Annotated in this window: 26 protein-coding genes; 17 read left to right on the top strand and 9 right to left on the bottom strand. The window is 39.1% G+C overall.

All coding sequences use genetic code 11. The features are described 5' to 3' along the window. Positions 1 to 6: 6 nt before the first annotated feature. Complete coding sequence (locus LF822_RS21375; RefSeq protein ID WP_253926122.1) at positions 7 to 1,002, bottom strand: LytTR family transcriptional regulator DNA-binding domain-containing protein; 996 nt, start codon at positions 1,000 to 1,002, stop codon at positions 7 to 9. A gap of 153 nt (positions 1,003 to 1,155) precedes the next feature. Between LF822_RS21375 and LF822_RS21380 the strand changes: the two genes are divergently transcribed. The 5 genes from LF822_RS21380 (at position 1,156) to LF822_RS21400 (ending at position 4,216) form a co-directional block, all read left to right on the top strand. Beyond that, complete coding sequence (locus LF822_RS21380) at positions 1,156 to 1,611, top strand: NUDIX hydrolase (RefSeq protein WP_253926123.1); 456 nt, start codon at positions 1,156 to 1,158, stop codon at positions 1,609 to 1,611. A gap of 605 nt (positions 1,612 to 2,216) precedes the next feature. Next, on the top strand, positions 2,217 to 2,417 hold the full coding sequence (locus LF822_RS21385; protein WP_253926124.1) for a hypothetical protein: 201 nt from the start codon (positions 2,217 to 2,219) through the stop codon (positions 2,415 to 2,417). Positions 2,418 to 2,456: 39 nt separating this feature from the next. Further along, positions 2,457 to 2,726, top strand: coding sequence for a hypothetical protein (locus LF822_RS21390; RefSeq protein WP_253926125.1), 270 nt, complete (start codon positions 2,457 to 2,459; stop codon positions 2,724 to 2,726). 117 nt (positions 2,727 to 2,843) lie between these two features. Further along, entirely contained in the window at positions 2,844 to 3,425 is a 582-nt protein-coding gene (locus tag LF822_RS21395) for a hypothetical protein (RefSeq protein ID WP_253926126.1), read from the top strand. 119 nt (positions 3,426 to 3,544) lie between these two features. Beyond that, entirely contained in the window at positions 3,545 to 4,216 is a 672-nt protein-coding gene (locus tag LF822_RS21400) for a DUF4937 domain-containing protein (protein ID WP_253926127.1), read from the top strand. Between the two features lie 195 nt (positions 4,217 to 4,411). Here the strand turns inward: LF822_RS21400 and LF822_RS21405 are convergent, their stop codons facing one another. Next, a complete protein-coding gene (locus LF822_RS21405; RefSeq protein WP_253926128.1) occupies positions 4,412 to 5,017 on the bottom strand; it encodes a hypothetical protein in 606 nt (201 codons plus the stop codon). A 136-nt stretch (positions 5,018 to 5,153) separates the two neighbouring features. Here LF822_RS21405 and LF822_RS21410 point away from each other — a divergent pair, with 136 nt between their 5' ends. Continuing rightward, entirely contained in the window at positions 5,154 to 5,696 is a 543-nt protein-coding gene (locus LF822_RS21410) for a hypothetical protein (protein WP_253926129.1), read from the top strand. A gap of 416 nt (positions 5,697 to 6,112) precedes the next feature. Here LF822_RS21410 and LF822_RS21415 read toward each other — a convergent pair whose 3' ends face one another. Further along, positions 6,113 to 6,298, bottom strand: coding sequence for a hypothetical protein (locus LF822_RS21415; protein ID WP_253926130.1), 186 nt, complete (start codon positions 6,296 to 6,298; stop codon positions 6,113 to 6,115). Between the two features lie 102 nt (positions 6,299 to 6,400). After that, on the bottom strand, positions 6,401 to 6,595 hold the full coding sequence (locus LF822_RS21420) for a hypothetical protein (protein WP_253926131.1): 195 nt from the start codon (positions 6,593 to 6,595) through the stop codon (positions 6,401 to 6,403). Between the two features lie 84 nt (positions 6,596 to 6,679). On the opposite strand from LF822_RS21420, the gene LF822_RS21425 reads away from it, so the two are divergent. The 7 genes from LF822_RS21425 (at position 6,680) to LF822_RS21455 (ending at position 11,765) form a co-directional block, all read left to right on the top strand. Next, the gene (locus LF822_RS21425) at positions 6,680 to 7,168 is read left to right on the top strand and encodes a GNAT family N-acetyltransferase (protein ID WP_253926132.1); all 489 of its coding nucleotides are present in this window, start codon (positions 6,680 to 6,682) and stop codon (positions 7,166 to 7,168) included. A 740-nt stretch (positions 7,169 to 7,908) separates the two neighbouring features. Beyond that, positions 7,909 to 8,127, top strand: coding sequence for a hypothetical protein (locus LF822_RS21430; RefSeq protein WP_253926133.1), 219 nt, complete (start codon positions 7,909 to 7,911; stop codon positions 8,125 to 8,127). A gap of 139 nt (positions 8,128 to 8,266) precedes the next feature. After that, a complete protein-coding gene (locus LF822_RS21435; RefSeq protein WP_253926134.1) occupies positions 8,267 to 9,010 on the top strand; it encodes a hypothetical protein in 744 nt (247 codons plus the stop codon). 4 nt (positions 9,011 to 9,014) lie between these two features. After that, a complete protein-coding gene (locus LF822_RS21440) occupies positions 9,015 to 9,542 on the top strand; it encodes a GrpB family protein (RefSeq protein ID WP_253926135.1) in 528 nt (175 codons plus the stop codon). A gap of 11 nt (positions 9,543 to 9,553) precedes the next feature. Next, positions 9,554 to 9,754, top strand: a complete 201-nt coding sequence (locus tag LF822_RS21445; protein WP_253926136.1) for a hypothetical protein — start codon at positions 9,554 to 9,556, stop codon at positions 9,752 to 9,754. Then, positions 9,751 to 10,524 (top strand): aminoglycoside adenylyltransferase domain-containing protein, encoded by a 774-nt coding sequence (locus tag LF822_RS21450; protein ID WP_253926137.1) that lies wholly within the window; start codon positions 9,751 to 9,753, stop codon positions 10,522 to 10,524. The genes LF822_RS21445 and LF822_RS21450 overlap by 4 nt, the downstream gene beginning before the upstream one ends. Before the next feature lie 206 nt (positions 10,525 to 10,730). Then, positions 10,731 to 11,765 carry a zinc-binding dehydrogenase gene (locus tag LF822_RS21455; protein ID WP_253926138.1) on the top strand — a complete coding sequence of 345 codons (1,035 nt, stop codon included), beginning with the start codon at positions 10,731 to 10,733 and terminating at the stop codon, positions 11,763 to 11,765. 142 nt (positions 11,766 to 11,907) lie between these two features. On the opposite strand, the gene LF822_RS21460 is transcribed toward LF822_RS21455, so the two are convergent. Then, a complete protein-coding gene (locus LF822_RS21460) occupies positions 11,908 to 12,948 on the bottom strand; it encodes an NAD(P)-dependent alcohol dehydrogenase (RefSeq protein WP_253926139.1) in 1,041 nt (346 codons plus the stop codon). A 227-nt stretch (positions 12,949 to 13,175) separates the two neighbouring features. On the opposite strand from LF822_RS21460, the gene LF822_RS21465 reads away from it, so the two are divergent. Further along, positions 13,176 to 13,580, top strand: coding sequence for a MerR family transcriptional regulator (locus LF822_RS21465; protein ID WP_253926140.1), 405 nt, complete (start codon positions 13,176 to 13,178; stop codon positions 13,578 to 13,580). Between the two features lie 507 nt (positions 13,581 to 14,087). After that, the gene (locus LF822_RS21470) at positions 14,088 to 14,723 is read left to right on the top strand and encodes a hypothetical protein (RefSeq protein ID WP_253926141.1); all 636 of its coding nucleotides are present in this window, start codon (positions 14,088 to 14,090) and stop codon (positions 14,721 to 14,723) included. 98 nt (positions 14,724 to 14,821) lie between these two features. Here the strand turns inward: LF822_RS21470 and LF822_RS21475 are convergent, their stop codons facing one another. From LF822_RS21475 to LF822_RS21490, 4 genes are all read right to left on the bottom strand, one after another. Beyond that, entirely contained in the window at positions 14,822 to 15,721 is a 900-nt protein-coding gene (locus LF822_RS21475) for a sensor histidine kinase (protein ID WP_253926142.1), read from the bottom strand. A gap of 20 nt (positions 15,722 to 15,741) precedes the next feature. Continuing rightward, a complete protein-coding gene (locus tag LF822_RS21480; RefSeq protein ID WP_253926143.1) occupies positions 15,742 to 16,491 on the bottom strand; it encodes an ABC transporter permease in 750 nt (249 codons plus the stop codon). Then, the gene (locus LF822_RS21485; protein ID WP_253926144.1) at positions 16,484 to 17,407 is read right to left on the bottom strand and encodes an ABC transporter ATP-binding protein; all 924 of its coding nucleotides are present in this window, start codon (positions 17,405 to 17,407) and stop codon (positions 16,484 to 16,486) included. The genes LF822_RS21480 and LF822_RS21485 overlap by 8 nt, the downstream gene beginning before the upstream one ends. Before the next feature lie 93 nt (positions 17,408 to 17,500). Next, on the bottom strand, positions 17,501 to 18,181 hold the full coding sequence (locus LF822_RS21490) for a response regulator transcription factor (protein ID WP_253926145.1): 681 nt from the start codon (positions 18,179 to 18,181) through the stop codon (positions 17,501 to 17,503). A gap of 305 nt (positions 18,182 to 18,486) precedes the next feature. On the opposite strand from LF822_RS21490, the gene LF822_RS21495 reads away from it, so the two are divergent. Both LF822_RS21495 and LF822_RS21500 read left to right on the top strand, forming a co-directional pair. Further along, positions 18,487 to 19,062, top strand: a complete 576-nt coding sequence (locus LF822_RS21495; protein ID WP_253926146.1) for a LysE family translocator — start codon at positions 18,487 to 18,489, stop codon at positions 19,060 to 19,062. 18 nt (positions 19,063 to 19,080) lie between these two features. Next, positions 19,081 to 19,878 carry an AraC family transcriptional regulator gene (locus LF822_RS21500; protein ID WP_253926147.1) on the top strand — a complete coding sequence of 266 codons (798 nt, stop codon included), beginning with the start codon at positions 19,081 to 19,083 and terminating at the stop codon, positions 19,876 to 19,878. The last annotated feature ends 15 nt before the right edge of the window (positions 19,879 to 19,893 follow it).

Consider the following 19,893-nt stretch of genomic DNA (forward strand, 5'->3'; position numbering starts at 1 on the left):
TGTACTCTAAAATTCTATTAATGTTTTCATTTCTTCAAGACGACTTCTTGACAGCGGCAATTTCACATTAGGGTGGCCTTTCAGAATTAACGTATAACTGTTTTTTGAGTAGCTCACTAATTCCGATACACGCTGTAAATTAACTAAGTAAGATCTGTGGCACCTAAAGAAACCAAAATGAGTCAGCTTCTCTTCCAATTCATTCATCGTTAAATCAGTAGGGAAATATTCCTCTCCAATTCGAAGATTACTCACACTGTTTATACTTTCGATAAAATCAATCTCGTCCGGGCTGAAGAAAATGGTCTTATCCGCCATCTTACTAGTAACTTTGTAGACGTTGTTCGGCTTAAATCCCGTCTCGGTTTTATCATTCGGCGTTAATTGGTTTCCATTCGAAAGATCAGTCTTTTCCAACCCGATATATCGGTTGTATCGGTAAATATCATTGCTTAATAACAACAATTCTTCTAAGAAATGAGAGGTGAATAAAATAGCAGCGTTATTGGATTTAAGATGTTCTAACGCTTTTATGTATAATTCAGTTCCCTCAATAGTTGAGTTGCTTAAAGGACTTTGAATTAATAATAAATCCGGCGAAAATAAGGACATCCGTAATAAGCTGACCCTTTTCTTCTGATCCAGGGATAACCGGCTGATCTTTGTATTCCATATATCAGATAAAGAAAAAATGCCAATAAACTCCTCCAAAGGATTATGGAAACCGGCAATTTTTTTAAAGATAGTTAAATAGCTCGAAATCGTTAAGTCTTCGTATAAACCATCCTCAGTTAATTCCGTGGCTATGCAGCTGCTTCCTTTTTCAATACGGCCGCTCGAAGGAGTCACTTCCCCAGTGAGGAGTTTAAACAAGACGGAACTTTCATTGTTCGTCATCTTAATACCAATTTGGGATTTTTCTTTTATAATTAAATTAAGGTTTTTAAGAACTGTGCGAGTGTCTTCCTGTTTCATCACATTTTCTAAAGTTATCAATGACAAGTAGAACACGCCTTTCGTTATTTAGTGCTCACCAAGTATATTATCGTCAAATTAAACGGAAAAGAAAAGGATCGTTATCATCCTTCATTGAATTAAGTTTAACAAACATTACATAGCGGTATCAGTTAAATCATGAGAAGGGGGTTTAAATGAATGGCAAAAACAACAGGCTGTTTTACGATGATCTTCAATAAAGAAGGCCAAATCTTATTAGCTAAGCGAAAAGATTACCCTCTTTGGGATTTCCCGGGAGGTACCTTGGAAGACGGGGAGTCACTAGAACGGTGCGCAATTAGAGAAGCGGAGGAAGAAACAGGCTTTATTGTTTCAATTACTCGGAAAGTTGGAGAATATGACCAACCTCAATATGAGGACAAACAGTACATATTTTTAGGAGAGATAGAAGGGGGTTCACCGATAAAAGACGGTCCTGAAACAGAACGGATCGAATGGTTTAATCCCAACCGATTGCCGATGATGATGATTCCAAATCGAAAAAAGCAGATTAAAAATCATCTAAGACATCAAGAGAAAATGATCAAAGACTCCATCACGGTTTCTCCTCTTAAAATCTCGTTGTTAAAAGTGCTTATAAAAATTGTTGGATAATTTCAAGGGTTTATAAAACTAAATTTCCCCATAGGGAAGAGGTAGTTATTGCTCTAAGTTGAACGTGCACCAGAAGGTCAGGGGCTGCAGCAGTTTGTGAAATAGTTAGATCTACTTTTCTGGGCAGGAACGATAACCGTAAGAACAGAGAGATTCAATTAAACTGACTCTCTCTGTTTCTTTTTATAATTTCGTCTATAAAAGTAAACGATTGTAAAGAAAATCCCTAAGTATGTCCCAATTCTTATGGAATAATCAATATTATTAGTGAAGGATACTCCTTTTATTAGGTTTTCTATGCCTGATACAACAATATTAAGAAGTAATGAAAAAGAAATAAGCCCTAACGTAATTCCTATTTTTATAAAAATATTCATTGTACCACTCCACCCTGACAAAACTATTTTAATGTTGAAGTAAATGTCTTTTCCCTGATGTTAGGATATAAAACATTGTCGGTACCTGACCCCGCTCTGCTGAAGTGGTAACGCACTGGGGGACAGGCGCCGACATTATTAAATTAATTATTGGAAAATGAAACCATTTCAGAGTGATTACGTAGTTTAAGTGAACGTTTTATTCTCAATTACAGAGGTGAATATGAAATGACTCATAAAAGTTGTCCAAAGTGCGAGGGGGAAATGATTTTATGTTATGTGGACCAGGGTTCAAAAGGGATTTTAGTTAAGAATGCTGACGGGGACAAGCTTTTTGGAAATAAGAAAAACACTCGAATTAATCCAAATATCTGCGCCGATTGTGGCTGGGTGGAATGGTATGCGGTGGAACCCGGCAACTTAAAATAAGGAAACCTAACCCAAGTACCAGATAGGAGGAATTTATTGTTGAAGGGAGGGATAAAAGTGGTTTTTAAGGTGGTACTTCTAATTATTCTTCTTTTACAAGTCATATACTTACTGATAAAAGTTAAAAAGGTTAATAAATGGAAATATTATATTCCTGCCTTGATTGTAAGTGTAATTACAGCCTGGTTTATTTATAAAACCTTAACTATGAGTGGGTTTGCAGCTATTAACTTAACTATTTTTTCAGCTGTTGGTCTTCTTATTTTATTCATCATTACAAAATATCCTCCGTTTTTAAAAGAAAATTAAGAATTAGAAAAACATATTGGAGAGCAGTCAAGCAGGTCTAGGATATCTCGGCTCTGAGGTTTATTTAATTGGAAACGAGAGCTAAAGACCAACTGATTACATGGGGGGGAGTTCATATTGAATGGAAAAAGCCATCGAATAATAACATACCTTTTACTCTTAGGAGTTTGTTTAGCTTTTACTGCTTGTGCTTCAGTCAACACCTCGGAAAGTGATTCAAAAGATCAAAATATTAATGTTATAGAAAGTGTTTTAAAACAACAATTTACAGGACCTGATCAAGAGTTAATGGATCTGTTAGATGACCCTCAAAATTCAACAATTATTGGAAATGGAGAACCATCAAATTCAGAAGAACCTACCTGGCTGGACATATATTTAGAAGAAAAATACCAGACCTATTTTAGTGAAAGTATGTATGATGAATTTATTGGAACTTATGCCATGGGATATCATGTAGTTGCATATAATAATGACTATCAATTTGAAGCTGAAAAAGTAGATATTAAAAAAAATGATGACGCTGAAGGAGCCTACGATTTCACAGTAAATGTACTGTTTAAGAAGGAGAAGAACGGTACGGAAGAAAAAAGCTCTAAAGTTACTGGCAGAATTAACATCAATGAAGAAGGTAAAATAACGAACTTTAGACTTATGGGTGACGACGACTTATCCAAAACATTGACATCCGATAGTTGAGTTAATTAAGAAATTTGTGGGAACAAGTAGCTTTTACAACTGAAGAACATGCAGATGCAATGGAGATGTAATAATCATTTTTATTTCAATAGTTGTAAGCATTGGGAGGGATCTCAGAAATGCTCATAAAACGGATTTGTTGCAGTTTAAAAGAAGGGAAAAAGCAAACATTTTCTCAACAGCAGAAACAGTGGAACACCCTGTGTAAGATGGATGGCTTTTTAGGGCAGATCGGCGGCTTTAGCATCAATGAACCAAAGACGGCATGGATCTATTCTTTTTGGAATAAGGAAGAGGATTATCGGAAGTTTATGGCTGAGATTCATGACACAATTGCTGATCACTCTGGACAAGCAAACAGTTACACAACAATAGAGGTGGCGTTGTTTCAACTCAAGTCTAAGGTGGTCGGTTCAGAAAAAGAAATAGCTCATATGATTAGAAGAGCAGCGTACATACGAACGGCTTTTTCAAAAGTTAAAGAGCAAAGAATCGATCAGTTCATTGAGAAGCAGCAGACGGTGTGGAATACGGGAATGCAGCGATCTGACGGTATAATAGGCGGACTGTTTGCGCAATCCAATAAGCTGAGTAATGAGTATATGGTCGTCACTGGCTGGGAGAGTGAAAAGCATCATCAAGAGTATGTAGATGAACACTTTCCTGAATTGTTGAAACAAGCAAAAACAGGTGAGGATGTATTGGAGCTTTCAGGTGACCAATTCAAAGTTGAAGAATCATGGCGGATCTATCCTGAAATAGATATAGGGATCAGAGAGCAGCGTACATAGACGTAAAGGATTTAAGAAAGAGTGACTTAACAAGCATCTGGATGAAACGATCAAGGAAGGGAGTAAGAAAATATGCAAGATGTTACTCCTTCTCGATGGACTCTTAGTTGATATTCTTTAACGGCATTCATTGGGGGAACAATAAGAAGTATGTATCTTTATAGAACATACTCCTTATTAAAATCACCCTTCAAATTACTTATTTGACTTCTCCACCCATAAATTCACTTGTAAATTAGTAACCGTCACCTCTACGGCAGGCTCTTCTTTTGAATCGATATTTTTCATTTGTTCTGGAGGAATTAAATAAAATCCAAATTCGTCCCCATCGCGATAATTTAATCCAGAAGATTCAGAAGGAGATAAATCAAAAGTTTCGCCTTTATACACGGCCTCCGCTTCCGCATTGAAATGACTAGTAAAACCGTTATTATTATGTACGTGTTCCAAACCAGAAACTAATGTCGCCCCATCCTTGTCATAACTCCCGCTTGATCTGAAAGTTACTTTGTATTCTGAACCACTATGCGTTACGTTCGTTACATAAATTTTATTTTCACTATCCTCAAAGAGCACTTTTCCTTCGTTACTCTCTAAATCACTTAAATCAATTTCAACGGTATGTTCTCCTTCCTGAGGAAAGGTCTTATGATAATAATCCTCTATGTTACTAGTTATATAGCTGATACCTTTGGATTGTAATTGGTAGCCCTCAATTATTCGTGGGATCAGCAGGATGCCAACTGCGATAATTGCCATCAGGATAAATAACGTATTTAAACTAAATAATCTTCTTCTCATATATGTTCCCCCTTATAAAATCCGATTCGTAATCTATTAAACTAACATGATAAGCTATTATAAGCTTATTCATGAAAGAGAAGGGTATTTATTCCAAATATAATGGTTAGGTTTATTTTACCATTTTTGTCTATTTATGTTACTTGGGATTTTTGAGGATGATAGAATTATTAGACAAATATTTTTTGGAGGGATTTATATCTTTAAAAAAGGACTAGTAATTGGGATTATTGGACTGCTTTTAGTATTTTTTACTACTATGCCAGTATCTGCTCTAAGTCAAATTCTTGTTATAGGGCCTGAGCCTGGGGTGGATGATGTTGGACCGGAATTTACAACGACAGAAACAGTTAGTAGAAGTGAAGTAGTAGATTTTCATGATGATGTGGAATATGCAGAAGCAAGGGAAGATGATTTGAATTCTCTTCGCTATGCTTTAGCTTCAGCTGCAGTAACTCACCCAATTACTAAATCACTTGGAAAGACTCTGACAGCTGCTGGTGCATCACAGATTGTTTCAAGCTTAATACTCAATAGAGGTTTAGCGTCAGAAAACATTCAAGATGTTTTAAATAGTTCTACAGCAAACGAATTTGATGTTAGTATAAAGTATGAAAAAAAGACTCGTGGTCAAGATAAGTGGTATGAGCCTGCTGCGATGAGTATCAATCCAGCGTAAGTTTAAATAAGGCTGTTTTTTAACAGCCTTATTATCTTTTTTTATTTTTTCCAGAACCAAATATCTCATAAAGAAAGATACAAAAAGCAGCACTTATCCCTAAAATTATAAAGTTGCTTACTTTAGGTAGATTTAAGATAGATATCAGAAGTATGAAAATAATAAGCACTATAATAAATCCTAAGTAATCTTTTTTTCTCTTTGACATATTATCACTCCATATTTATTTCTTCTAGGAACTCCTCAAGATGTTAACATGGTTTTAGTTTTATTACTATAATTCAATTTCTTTTAGGTTTTCAATGTCGGTACCTGCCTCCCGCTCTGCTAAAGTGGTAACGCACTGCGGGTCAGGCGCTATGAAAATGAAGATAGCAGCAAACGGGTTGACGTACTAGTCGACTTGTACTAAGATTCTACAAATCTTTACTTCTCCTGTTTTGGCTTGGAGCAATCAGCAAACCACTCAAGAAGCCTCCAGTTGCTGAACCAGCTAGGGCAATCCAATTTGGAGGTTCCCCTTTTAAAAGTAAAGATAATAAAATCCATACAATGGGATATAGAATTGTAGCTGCGGATGCCCAGATAAGTCGGTTCCTCAATTTAATCCTCCTAGTTTTAACTCCTATGTACCTTCTCGGTAAAAATTAGTACCAAATAAAACAGATTTTTTGATTTACGGGGGAATCATCTCCAATGCTTTGCTATGATCCAGCCATTAATTGAAGAAGGACAAAAGCTATTAATGGAATCGCGATCCCCACACCTCTGTAAATGAGTAATTGATTTTCAGAAACTTGTTCACCTTTTTGCTCTTTCCACACAGGATAAAAATATGCAATGACGACTGCAGCTATAAGAGTGATTGACATTATGATCGTGCCTGCGATAAAAAACATTTAATTACCTCCAATTTTGTGAAATATTCCTTAGTAATAATATTTCAAAACAAAAAGTGGTGATCTCAAGGGGGAGTATAATGAATGAGGTCAGATAGAACATGGATTAATGAAATTCAGGAATCAGATTTTAAATATGTAAAAGAGCTTTACGTGGATCCGACAGTTAGAAAATATCTTGGAGGACCTCCTAAAGAAGAGATGGTACCTTCAATATTTGATGACATGATAAATTCAGACAGAAATTCTTTGTATTGGGTGGTTCGGGAGATTGAGTCAAGTGGATTTATTGGGTTAGTTTCACTAGGTCCGCATCATGATGGGGAAGATGTAGAGATTTCATATCAATTATTACCTCCTTGGTGGGGGAAAGGCTACGGTACGGAAGTGGTCAAAGAAGTCATAGATTATGCATTCAATGAGCTAAATCTAGTAAAAGTCATTGCTGAAACCCAAACCGCAAACATTTATTCTTGCAGGCTCTTAGAAAAAGCAGGGATGGAATTAGACAAAATAATTACTCGCTTTGGTGAAAAACAATCTATTTATTCTTTAAAGAAACAAAATACATAACAAATTCTTTTCATCCCACATTCCATAGCGTTATTTGCCAATAGAAGAGTAATTTTATTAGTGGCACTTCCTTAATGTGTGGGGCTTGCTTAAGTTATGTATAAATTAATAGGAAACAGGGTACCTGTGATAGAAATTTAAAATTAATCAGGGGACTTTCTCTTACGCTTAAATTCAATGGTAAATATCTCAAGCAGTAACGTAGTAACTAATGCAACAAGTAGGTAATCTGGTAATTCTGTTAGAATGATAACTGAAAAAAAGAGAACGAAAACCATTATAAGTTCTAAATATTTCTTCTTCCTTTTACTCAAGTACTTTTCCTCCTCCAACATTCGATTCAATACATGTCTTTACCCTAAATCCCCTATTTTCAAAATAATAGGAGAAAGGTAAAGTCATTCTAATGCTATTCAGCAATTGGGAGGTGGTTTGATTGGCTTTAACGAACATAACAATAAAGATTTATAGTCTGTGCTCTCTATTCTCTGGGGTAGCGGGTATGTTCTTTATCATTACGCCTTTTGTTAGGAATCTTTCAATTCAGCGAGGTTCTCTTCGCAGGACTGATTCTGTACATAGCTTCTTTTATTTTTTCTATAAAAGCTTTGATCCGAAAAGAGAAAAGTATTATGAAGTACGCTCCTTTTATTTTACTTGTTCCGTTTATCTTTTTGATCATCAGTCTGGGGCCAATGATTGGAATTACTGTTTAGAAATTGATAAATTGGAGGATTTTTATGAAAGTTAATATTTTTAAAGGAATTGCATTATTCAGCCTAGTTCTAATTATCATAGGTTATTTTATGGATTTGACGTATTCACAAGATTTGCTAAGTATACTAACAACAATAATATTGTTATCCCTGGGTACTGCATCTTTTCTCAAGGAAGAAAAAGTGTTTGGAGGAATAGTAATTGGTCTAGGATTGCTTTTTGCAATATACATAATTCTTTGAAAAATTTGATGGTGTCCTCTCCCGCTCCGAATACGTAAAAGAGCAATATATAAATCCGATGGTAAGAAAATATCTTGAGGAACACGTAAAAAAGAGATTGTACCTCTAGAAAATGATATTTCGCAAGGAGAAATCTTTAATGAGACACATCTATGCTTTCGAATCCAGATCAGAATATGACCAACATGAAGCCGCCATCGAAGAATTTAAAAATCAACTTACTTATTATCAAAAATACTTAGAAGATAACTTTGCCCTTAAAGATCTTCCTAAAGCATTCGTATGGACATCAAAAGAGGCAGCGACCAACGTATTTTCCGACCTCCCGATTCCCGCATTTACGAATAAAGATACAATTTTCCTTTCTCCTGAGGTATCAGCGTGGAGGGAGCTGTTTCTCGATCAGTTGGAGGACAAAAAGAATGCTTCGATTGAAGCATATTATCATAACCTGCCACTCAATCAAATACTTACCATCGCGGGTCACGAGTTAACCCATCACATAGATTTGTTTGTCGATGAGTTTGATGAAGAGCGGGCGGACAGCATCTGGTTTGAGGAGGGGGTGTGCGATTACTTAGCGAGAAAATACATGCTGAGTGATTCAGAGTTTCAAGAGATCGTACAGGTAGAATCACAATTAGTCGAAATGTTTAAGGACAGGTACGGCGATCATTCCCTGGACGATTTTGGCCATGCAAGTTATCAAGGCAGTTTGACAAGCATTATGTTCGACTATTGGCGCAGCTTCCTCGTTGTAAAGGATTTAGTTGAAGTTCAGTTCAGGAACGATATTCACCAGGTGTTTAAGACCTATCATAAATGGCACCAGGAAGGAAGAAAAGTCCCGTTAACTCACTTCTTTAACAAGGAAGAAAGGTGATCATTTGAGAAAAGTCGAAGTTGAACCTTATCAGGAAAAATGGGCAGCGATGTTTTTAGACGAAGCGAAAACGCTGCGAGAGATTTTTACGGAGGAACTACTTGAGATTCATCACATTGGCAGCACCTCTGTGCCTGGATTACTGGCTAAACCCGTTATTGATATCATGCCGGTCATAAAAGACATAACAAGCGTAGAGCAACATAATGTGGAAATGAAGCAGATGGGATATAATCCAAAGGGTGAGAATGGCATTCCGCAACGGAGATATTTTGAAAAAGGCGGCGATCGACGCACGCATCATGTTCATTTTTACCAGGCGGGGAGCCCTGAAATTAAACGACATCTGGCGTTTCGTGATTATTTGCGAACGCATCCCCAAGATAAGCAGCAGTATGGAGAATTAAAAAAGACGCTGGCAAAGCAGTTTCCCTACGACATAGCGGCTTATATCCACGGTAAAGAACAGCTGGTGAGAGAAATCGAAAGTAGAGCACTGATCTGGCATGCCAGGGAGCATGAGAATAGATAGGAGTGTTTCGTATGAGAAATCCTGACAGCTTACCGAAAAAGAAACGATACCAGCAGGGCTTCTCCGTCATATATTTAGTGGCAGCAGTGGTCCTGGCTTCCACTGTTTTTGATGACTACAATGTCTTTTTAGTGAGTGCTGTTATGTTGACGGTTTACTGCCTTCTTAAATTTCTTGTGGGCGTTTATGTAGGAAGAAACGATAATTTATGACCAACCCTATAAATATAGAGCATTTTGTTTTGAATCTACTAAATGAGACGAAGCAAATCATTGGTAATGAGATCATCGGCTTTTACCTGCACGGCTCATTAGCAATGGGCGGATTCAATCCCGGCAGCAGTGACATTGATCTATTAGTGGTCACTAACCATTGGCTGGGTGTCGAAAAAAAGAAGAGACTGGCTGAACTATTTCTAAGATACTCCGGTGCTCCTTACCCCATAGAAATTAGCTTTTTACATAAAGAGCAAGTACTTAAAGGCAGCCATCCTTTTCCTTTTGACTTTCACTATAGTGAATGTTGGAGGGAGCGCTATGCCGCGGCTTTATCCAATGGTTCATCTATATACATAAATGAAGAAGTAAGCACAGACCCGGATTTAGCTGCACATATTCAAGTGCTTCGTCACCGGGGTGTTTGTCTTGAAGGCGAACCAATTGCTGAGGTCTTTCCTGTGATCCCGCCCGAAGACTATTTATCCTCCATTATGGGAGATTATGAAGAATGTGTAGTAAATATAGAAAGAGATCCTATTTACTGCACGTTAAATATGCTGCGAGTCCTGATGTATTTGAAAACAGGGGCTGTAGTGTCAAAGGAAGAAGCGGGTGAATGGGGGATGTCGGCTTTCCCTGAAGAGCTTGTCAGGACTATTGAGAAAGCGGTAGGTGGTTATCGGGGGAATCCAGCGCTTTACTCGTTTGATCGAAACGAACTTCTTTTGTTAAAGGAACATATACAGAACTTAGTATCAAGATAAGGCAGGAAATGATTGTTATTCTTGATGGTTAGTATGAGTGTGATTAATGATGGTATAGTTAATGGACTATACAGCATTGAAGAGAAAGCCTCAGCCAACCTTAACAGCTGCAGGCATCAAATTTGAACTTTTGATAATAATAGAAGATTGAAGTGCCCTATTTTTGGGATCTTACATGCTGCCACAAGTGAAAAGGGGATGATGTAATGAGAGCGGTACAAGTAACAGGCTATGGGGACGTAGATAGATTGAAGGTAGTCGACATTCCAACACCGGAACCGAAAGAACATGAAGTGCTGGTGAAAGTAAAGGCATGTGCCATTAATAATACGGAAATCTGGATGAGAGAAGGCGCCTACGGAACCGGTTCTAAGTCTGGCTGGCGTCCGGAAGGCGTACAATTCCCTCGTACTCCCGGATCGGACATAACTGGAGAGATCGTTCAAGTCGGCACCCAGGTGGACGAAGGGTTGGTAGGGAAAAATGTAGTTCTGTTTCCTTTTACCTCTAGTGGAAAAGAAGGAACTGAACATATTTCAGAGGATATGTCTTTTATCGGGTCTGAATATGAGGGGGGTTATGCTGAATACGTCGTGTGGCCGGCAGATCTTTGTTTTGATATGCCCTTATCAAGTTATTCAGAGAGCGCAGTTTTTTCCGTTAGCGGACTGACAGCCTGGCATATGAACAAACAGATTGATGTGAAGCCTGGAGAAACAGTTATGGTCACAGGGGCCAATGGCGGCGTCGGATCATTAAATGTGCAAATTGCTTCTAAAGTCTTTGGAGCTGAGGTAATTGCCCTCATTGGTGATTTAGAGAGTGAAGAAAGATTGAAAGAATTAGGGGCCTCCCACGTACTATCTTACAGATCAGAGCATCTTGCAGAAGAAATTTTAGAAGTAAATGGGGGACCTATTGACTCGGTCTTAGATGTAGTTGGAGATGCTTTGTTTTCCACATCGCTTCAGGTTCTGAAAAAGGGAGGAAAGTTCTGTATTTCCGGGTCTGCGGGCGGCCAGAGGACGGATCTTGATTTTAGAACCTTATATTTGAAACATATCACGATGTACGGCTCTGTGCTGGGGACTAGAGCAGAGTTCAAAGATATGCTTCATGCGATCTCCGAAGGCAGAATCATGCCAGTCATTGATAAGAAATTTCCTTTAGAAAAAGCGCGGGAAGCTCAAGTTTACTTTAAGAATAAAGGGAAGTTAGGTAAGGTACTATTACTCCCTTAGTGAATAAACCAGGATTGTAACCTATAGAAAAAAACACCCCCAAGTGTAAAAGTAATTTTTATTAATTGGGAGGTGTTTTATTCATTCTCAGACCTTACTTATTGTATGGTGACGGGTTGCTGCATGATGATCAGCGATTACCTTAGATGGTGCTGGTGTCAATGACAAACCGATACTTCACATCAGAAGCTAATACACGTTTGTAGGCTTCATCAATTTCATCAGCTGAAATCACTTCAATTTTCGGCACTGCATTATGCTCCGCACAGAAATCCAACATTTCCTGAGTCTCTCGGACGCCGCCAATCAACGAGCCTGCGAAGGAGCGGCGGTGAGGGATAAGCGAGAACGCCTGAACGGCCAATGGTTCTGCCGGCGCACCCACATTCACTAACGTACCATCCAGTGTTAACAGGGAGAGGTAAGCATTAATGTCGATCTGTGCACTGACTGTGTTAATGATCAGGTCAAAGGAGCTGGCGAGTTTAGTAAAGGTTTCCGGGTCAGTCGTTGCATAATAGCCTTCTGCCCCAAATTGTAAACCATCTTCCTCTTTGTTCAATGTGCGTGAAAGTACGCTCACTTCGGCACCCATCGCGTGTGCAATCTGGACAGCCATATGACCGAGTCCGCCCATACCGACAACAGCCACTTTCTTACCCGGGCCGGCATTCCAGTGATTTAACGGCGAAAAAGTCGTAATCCCGGCGCACAGTAATGGGGCAGCGACATCAAGCCCAATGTTGTCTGGGATTCTAAGAACGAAATCCTCTGTTACGACGATGTGAGTGGAATATCCACCTTGAGTGGGCTCGCCGTATTTGTCAACGCCGGCATAGGTAGGAACATTTCCTTTAAGACAGTATTGTTCCTCCCCTTTTTGACAGTTCTCACATTCGCCGCACGAGTCAACCATACATCCGACGCCTACGCGGTCGCCGACCTTATACTTCGTTACTTTAGTTCCTACGTCAGTAACAATTCCTGCAATCTCGTGTCCAGGGACGAGAGGATAGTTCACCTCACCCCAGTCTCCGTGAGCCGTATGGATATCGGAATGGCATATGCCTGCATATTTAATTTCAATCAGCACATCATGTAAATCCAGATCGCGTCGCTCAATTTCGGCCGCTCGAAAGGGCTGGTCTGAACCGTCAACAGCTCTTGCTTTAGCAGTTATCATTCAAAAACCTCCATCAAAAATTATAGTATTCCAAAGAAAATAATAGAATTCCATTCATTCTTTTTTCCCTTACAAAACCATGTTAATCCTTAGAGTTAACTCTAGGTCAAGCGATAACATTATATTTTTAAAAGTGCCGACGACTTTGACATCCAGCATACACCATGCTAAGTTTTTTATGAATTTAGAGTTAACTCGAGGTCTAATCGAGAAAGGAAGATAAAAAAGTGAAAACATATTCGATCAGCGACGTTGCGAAAGAATTAAATCTTACGGTGTATACTTTGCGTTACTACGACAAGGAGGGACTCCTGCCATTTGTCGAAAGGACAGACAGCGGAAGACGCTTGTTTAAAGAAAACGATATCGAAGCTTTGAAAGTGATTGAATGTCTCAAATCTACCGGAATGCCTATTAAAGAGATTAAAAGTTTCATTGATTGGTGCGGGGACGGGGATGCCACGCTGCAGCAAAGATATAACATGTTTATCGAACGCAAAGCGACGGTGGAAGCCCAGCTTGCAGAATTAAATAAGACGATGGAAGTGATCGAGCATAAATGCTGGTACTACAAGACAGCTTTGGAAGCTGGCACGGAAGACATTCATAAAGACGATAAAATAGAGGTTTAGTATACTCATTGATTGAAAACCATTTATCATTCATACGTCATATGTATGATAAATGGTTTTTATTATGGGCACTTATAAGGGGAATAGAAAAACAACACTTAAACGGGCAGCCGACTTATAACAATGGTTTGATTCCTTTTGTGTTTGTGAAATAGGGGGATATTACTTTCTTTTTCACTGGAAAAACCGCTATAGAATTGGTTGAAGGTTTACTTAGTAAAATAAACTCTATGGAAAATGAAACCATTTACGTTTGCTTCCGTAATTGAAGTGAACGTTTTTTCTTAATAGAAGATAAGACTTTAATAAAGTTACCAAACAAGAGAATGCTCATTCACCTTTGTCGCTTTATCCGATGTTGAGGGGAGGATTAAATATGCGTTTATTGTTCTCTCCGGGTAGTTTTCATGTAGGATCTTTCAACTGGTTTTATTAGTCAGTTTAATTGCTTTAGTGTACGAATTGGGTTCTTTATTTTAATGGTTAAACGAATGAAGGGGAGAGGATATGAAACGAGGGATAATGGTTTTTTTAGCTGTGCTGGGAGCTATAGTCTTACTCATTGGCGGCATAATAGTTGTGTTTATAATATCGATGACTCCGGATGCAGAGAAAGAAGAAAAAGTAACAAAGCAGGCCGAGGAGTACATGAGCAAGCACTTTGATCATGAGTTTAAAATCTACGATACGTTGTTTGACAACATGGGGAATTTCGAGTTTGAGTATGCAGCAAAGGTAAGAGACATAGAAGATGAGATTGACTTTCTTGTCTATGAAAGTGGAACGACTTCATCGATGACGGATACATATGCTTCAGAAAAATGGACGAAACAGTTAGAAGAGGAACTGGAACGTGATGTGCGTGAGACCTTTAAGGATTCCCACCGTTTTTTTGTGTACCTGGATCCGCGAGAAGGGCCAAAGTTGAGTTTAGAGCATCCAGGCACATATGAAGAGGCTGAAATTGAACCAGCCATCCATATTGAGGTAGCTCGTGAAAGAAATGATGAAGATGAAGAGCTGGTGAATGGGTTTGTCGATGTAATGAAGGAGCGAGATCTCCTAACAGATGGGAAGGTGTTCCTGGACTATATTGCTAATGGCGGAGAAATCCTGGATGACTCCTTAATTGTAGAATTTTAGTTGTTTTAGTCCGGTGGTTTTTGATGGAGATGACGGTAAAAAGAAGGATGTTAAAGCCAGCCATGGAAGATAGAAGAATCAGGTCAATTCCTCATTCTCTATTCATACTTCCATTCACACGTCATTAATAGCTGGTTTTCCTTTAATTCCGCAGAAAGGCTGCCATTCATTTTTTCCATGAGACTTTTTGCAATAGGTAAACCGAGCCCTGTGCCTTTCTCAGCTCTTGTATGATCTGCTTTATAGAAACGGTCAAATAGGTGCTGCACATCTTGTTCTTTCAAATCCTTCACGGTGTTCCTGACGATCAGCTGAACAGACTGATCCACCTGTTTCAGCTCGACTGAAACGTGGCCGGTGGAATGCCTGATGGCGTTAACAATTAAATTTTCGAGTACTCGTTTGACCGCCGATGGGTCTGTAGTCAGCAAGAAGCCGTGATCTGGTATATGAATGGCAGGCTCTAGGTTTTTTTGATGGAACTCTTCGTAAAACCCTAATAATACTTCTAATGTCAACGAATTTAAATTGATCTCTTCCAACTTTAAAGGGTAATCGATTTGGTCGATCACAGATAACTCAAAAAATTCCTCAAGTAGTGTCTTTAATCTTTGTGCGTTAGCTTTAATGATGCCTGTGTACTCTTGCTTTACTTCTTTGGTGATTTCATCCGATTCAAGGAATTGGATATAACCGAGGATTGAAGTGGCAGGCGTACGTATGTCATGTGAAATATAGGAGATGGCCTGTTTTAATTCGTTTTCAGAGGACCGTTTTTCTGCTTCTGCTTTCTGGGTTAAGTCAATTTGTTTATTTATTTCGACTGCCAGCTGCTCTACTTCTTTATCATAGTAGCTGATGTCTATTTTCTTAGAAGTTACTTCATTGTTTAGTTCACTGAGCTGGCGGGCGGCACGTTTAAGTTCCCTTTTTAATAAATAGCAGCGGGTGAGCAGCACGAACAATACCACTAATAGTAAAATTGTTATAAACATCATATCCTCACACGCTGCCTTTCTTATTTGATTTCTTTCTTATGAAAAATGTAGCTTCCTATAATGCCGGACGTAATAAACGTTATGACTGGAATGAGTACCATTATAAATACTTCCTTGCCGTCCAGCTGACTGATGTTAACAATATCATAGATCAGTCTGAATACTGAATGATTAATGATAGGTTCTAAGAAAGAGACTTTAGCAGCTAATACCTGCAGGGGCCAATCCACCAATAAGAACATAAACAGTAAGAATCCAATCGTTTTTCCACTATCAGAAAAAATCGTAGCAAAAATAGCCATGATGGAAGCAAAGGCTGCTCCGTAGAGTGCAATCAGGCCGCTTGTTTGTAAATAGAAAGCCAAATCAGGCATACCGGCAAACCCAAAATAAACCGTGCTGGCTCCTGTCATGAATAAAGGTAATAGTAATGATAGGATGACGGCACCCACGGAAAACATAGACAGCTTAGCGAAGTAAATCCGCCCCCTGCTGTTACCTGAAGAGACAATGCTTTTCATCGTACCCATCGAGTACTCACTTGTGATAAAAAATCCTGCAAGAATGCTTGGGATCAGTTTTATGATGTCCGTATGAATTCCAAGCACATTATTGAGGTGGTACTCGCTGACGGTAGGAAGGCCAGTATCTGTATTGTCAAACTCCAGAAGAGGAAATAGGACCGCAACACTGATTAACAGCAGTGTTAGTACCCGAAACGACTGATCTTTCGTTAATTTAAACCATTCAGATTTGATTAAATTACTCATGGGGCACACCCTTAACCCGGGTGGAGAAATAAGACTCAAGATCTTCTCCCATCGGCATGAATTCTTCGATAATCAGATTTTGGCTGGTCAGCGTCTGAGAAATTTCACCTGGAGCATCGAGGAAGTCAAACAATTTAATGGCCCCATCCGGCATCACTTCAAAGTTCTTTGTTTTAAGGTGGCTTTCGATTACAGCTGCTGCTTTGTTTGGAGCATTTACCTTAATATGAAGGTATTGCTGGCATTTTTTATTCAACTCTTTAAGGGACAACTGTTCGATCAATTTTCCGTTATGAATAATTCCGTAATGAGTGGCTAGTAAATGCAGCTCACTCAATATGTGGCTGGAAATTAAGATCGTGATACCGTGTTCCTGGTTAAGTTTCTTCAGTAAGCCTCGTATTTCAACGACGCCCATTGGATCTAGTCCATTAATAGGTTCATCAAGAATGAGGAATTCTGGATCTCCCAGTAAAGCAATGGCTATTCCTAATCGCTGCTTCATCCCTAATGAGAAGTTTTTAGCTTTCTTCTTCCTTGTCTCCTGTAAACCTACGAGAGTAAGTGTTTTTTCTACACAATCTTTCCCTGGGATGCCTTTTAACAAACGATGGGCTTCTAAGTTTTCAGCTGCCGTCATATTGGGATATAAAGCTGGTCCCTCAATGATTGTACCGATTCGCTTTCTCGCTTGGATCAAATCGCTCTCACTGCTCTGCCCAAATAACTCCACGCTGCCATTGGTCGGTTTGGCCAGCCCGCATATGAGCCGGATCAAGGTCGATTTCCCAGCTCCATTTTGTCCGATAAAGCCATAAATGTCTCCTTGCTTAATCGAAAGGTTCACTTTACTCACTGCCAGATTATCCTTGTATTTCTTTGACAAATCGTTGGTCTTAAGTACATATTCATTCATCGAGCTTTTCCCTCCTGTTCTTTTTCTACGTGTACAACATTTACTATACGGAGGAAAACATAAGAAAAGCTTAAGATAATTCTTAAGAAAACCTTAAGATTTAAGCTTGTAGCCCATCCCCCAAACCGTTTCGATATACTCTTCTTCGGGAGCGGCCTTTAAGAGCTTACTTCTTAGATTACTCATATGAACATTAATTGTATTATCATCCCCGTAGAATTTCTCATTCCATACGCTTTCGAATAGATTGGCTTTAGTAAACACCTTTCGCGGCGAGGAAATCAGGAGTAAGAGAATGTCATATTCCCGCATGGTTAACTTCAGTGTCTTCCCATTCACTGCAGCGGTCTTAAGATCCACATCAACTACAAGGTTTTTGTGAACCAATTGCTGGGAGGCTTGTACGTCCATTTGTTGATATCTTCTTAAGCAAGAATCAATCCGGGCAGAAACCTCATCTACATCGAAGGGTTTGGTTATATAGTCATCTGCTCCCGCCCTTAAAGTGTCAACTTTTGTTTGTGTTTCCTGTTTGGCAGAAATGATAATAACGGGAACGTTGTTTAGTTTCGTAAGGATTTCTTCACCAGTCAGGCCGGGAAGCATGAGATCAAGCAGAACCATGTCCCAGTTCTGTCTTTCTAAATACAGGACGGCCTCCGTACCTGAATAGGCCGGCTTTGGGGTATAGCCATTTTTTAAAATAATATTACACAGTAATCGATTAATATCGTTATCGTCTTCTACTACTAAAATGTTGATCGATTCATTCATCTTACTTCATCCTCACAGTAGATATAATCATTTCAATCTTAATTATAATCGAACACTCGTAGGTGTAAAACTAGCATAATTAATATAGGTATGGATGTTCTTTAATCCATTATGTCCATTTGGATTTGGGCTTTAGATAACCTTTATAATTCCTACAGACGGCAGCTTCAAGTCTACTTCATTAAAAATTTTGCAGCTGATGCCAACTGCTGTGTGCACTTTGATCAGAGGCTGCAATAATATACTATATAGAAAATGAAGTCAGATGTAAGATGACTGAAGAACACTGTGAAAGGAGTTTCTTCATGAATTTTACATCTTTCTTATTGTACTGTTTTGTAATCACGTTTACCCCAGGCCCTACCAACATTGTCATCTTGTCCACCACTCACAATTTAGGGACGAAAAAAGCAATGAACTATACGTATGGTGCAACGATGGCGTTTGGGCTGCTGCTTGCGATATCAGCGATGCTGAATGCGGTCCTCATGACGATCATACCTAAAATTCTAATTGTTATGCAGATCCTTGGAAGCGTCTATATGCTTTATTTAGCTTATCAAATCTACAGGATGGATGCCTCGAAGCCGTCAGTCCAGCAGACGGGTACCTTTATGTCGGGATTCCTGATGCAGTTCCTCAATCCTAAGGTGATTCTTTTTACAATGACGGTGCTTCCCAGCTTTATTTTGCCGCACTATATTTCAACACCTGCTGTGACAGTAAGTGTTATAGTTATTACAATCATTGGTTTCATGGCGTTTACGACGTGGGTCCTGTTTGGTACGATTTTCAAAAGAATGTTAAGCAAATACAACAAAGCTGTGAATGTACTTATGGCGCTGTTTCTAGCTTATTCAGCCGTCATGCTGTGGATTTAGGGGAGAGAGGTGAGTGAATTGGAGAATTTCATATATAAGAAATCAGCAGATATTACCGCGTTATCCGCGAGTATTCATGAGTTCACTTATAAGAAGCACGCGCATGAAGAGTATGCCATCGGCGTCACTCTCCGCGGTATCCAGCATTACCATCTCGACGGAAGTCTGCAATTGTCCTACCCGCAGGGCGTGATGCTTTTTAATCCGGAACAGGCCCATGACGGAATGGCCCATGATGAGACCGGACTGGATTATGTAATGTTATATATTAAGCCGGAGATGCTGTTGGAAGCTCTTGAGACGAAGGACATGGTGCGTTTTCCAGCGCCGATTGTGTATGATCATCGGCTGGAGCAGAGGATTGTAAACCTGGCACATGCGATATTAGGGGAAAAGGATGAAGCTTTGTGCAGTGAATTATTTTTATCTCTCACAGACGGTCTTACGCAAACAAATTTCACGACAGACTATGCGAATGAAAGCTCAAGAATAAGTAAATCCAAAGAGATTATTCATGCCAGCCTGGAAACAGGGCTGAAGCTTGAGAAAATCTCTCAAGAGCTCGGCTTGTCCAAATACCAGTTCATTAGATTGTTCAAGACTCACACAGGAATTTCTCCCTACCAGTACTATCTTAATGGGAAAATTGAACGGGCCAAGCAGATGATTGAGAAAAGCGGGGATATCTATTCAGCCGTAGCTGAGTGTGGTTTTGTCGATTTAACTCATTTAAATAAGCACTTTAAAAGCGTGTACGGGACCACAGCTTTTGAATATAAATCGTATGTCCATGGTGGACACATTGAACTTGTTTAGAGAGGAGAACGGAGG

Source organism: Halobacillus sp. A5, assembly GCF_024189315.1.
Classification (GTDB): Bacteria; Bacillota; Bacilli; order Bacillales; family Halobacillaceae; genus Halobacillus_A.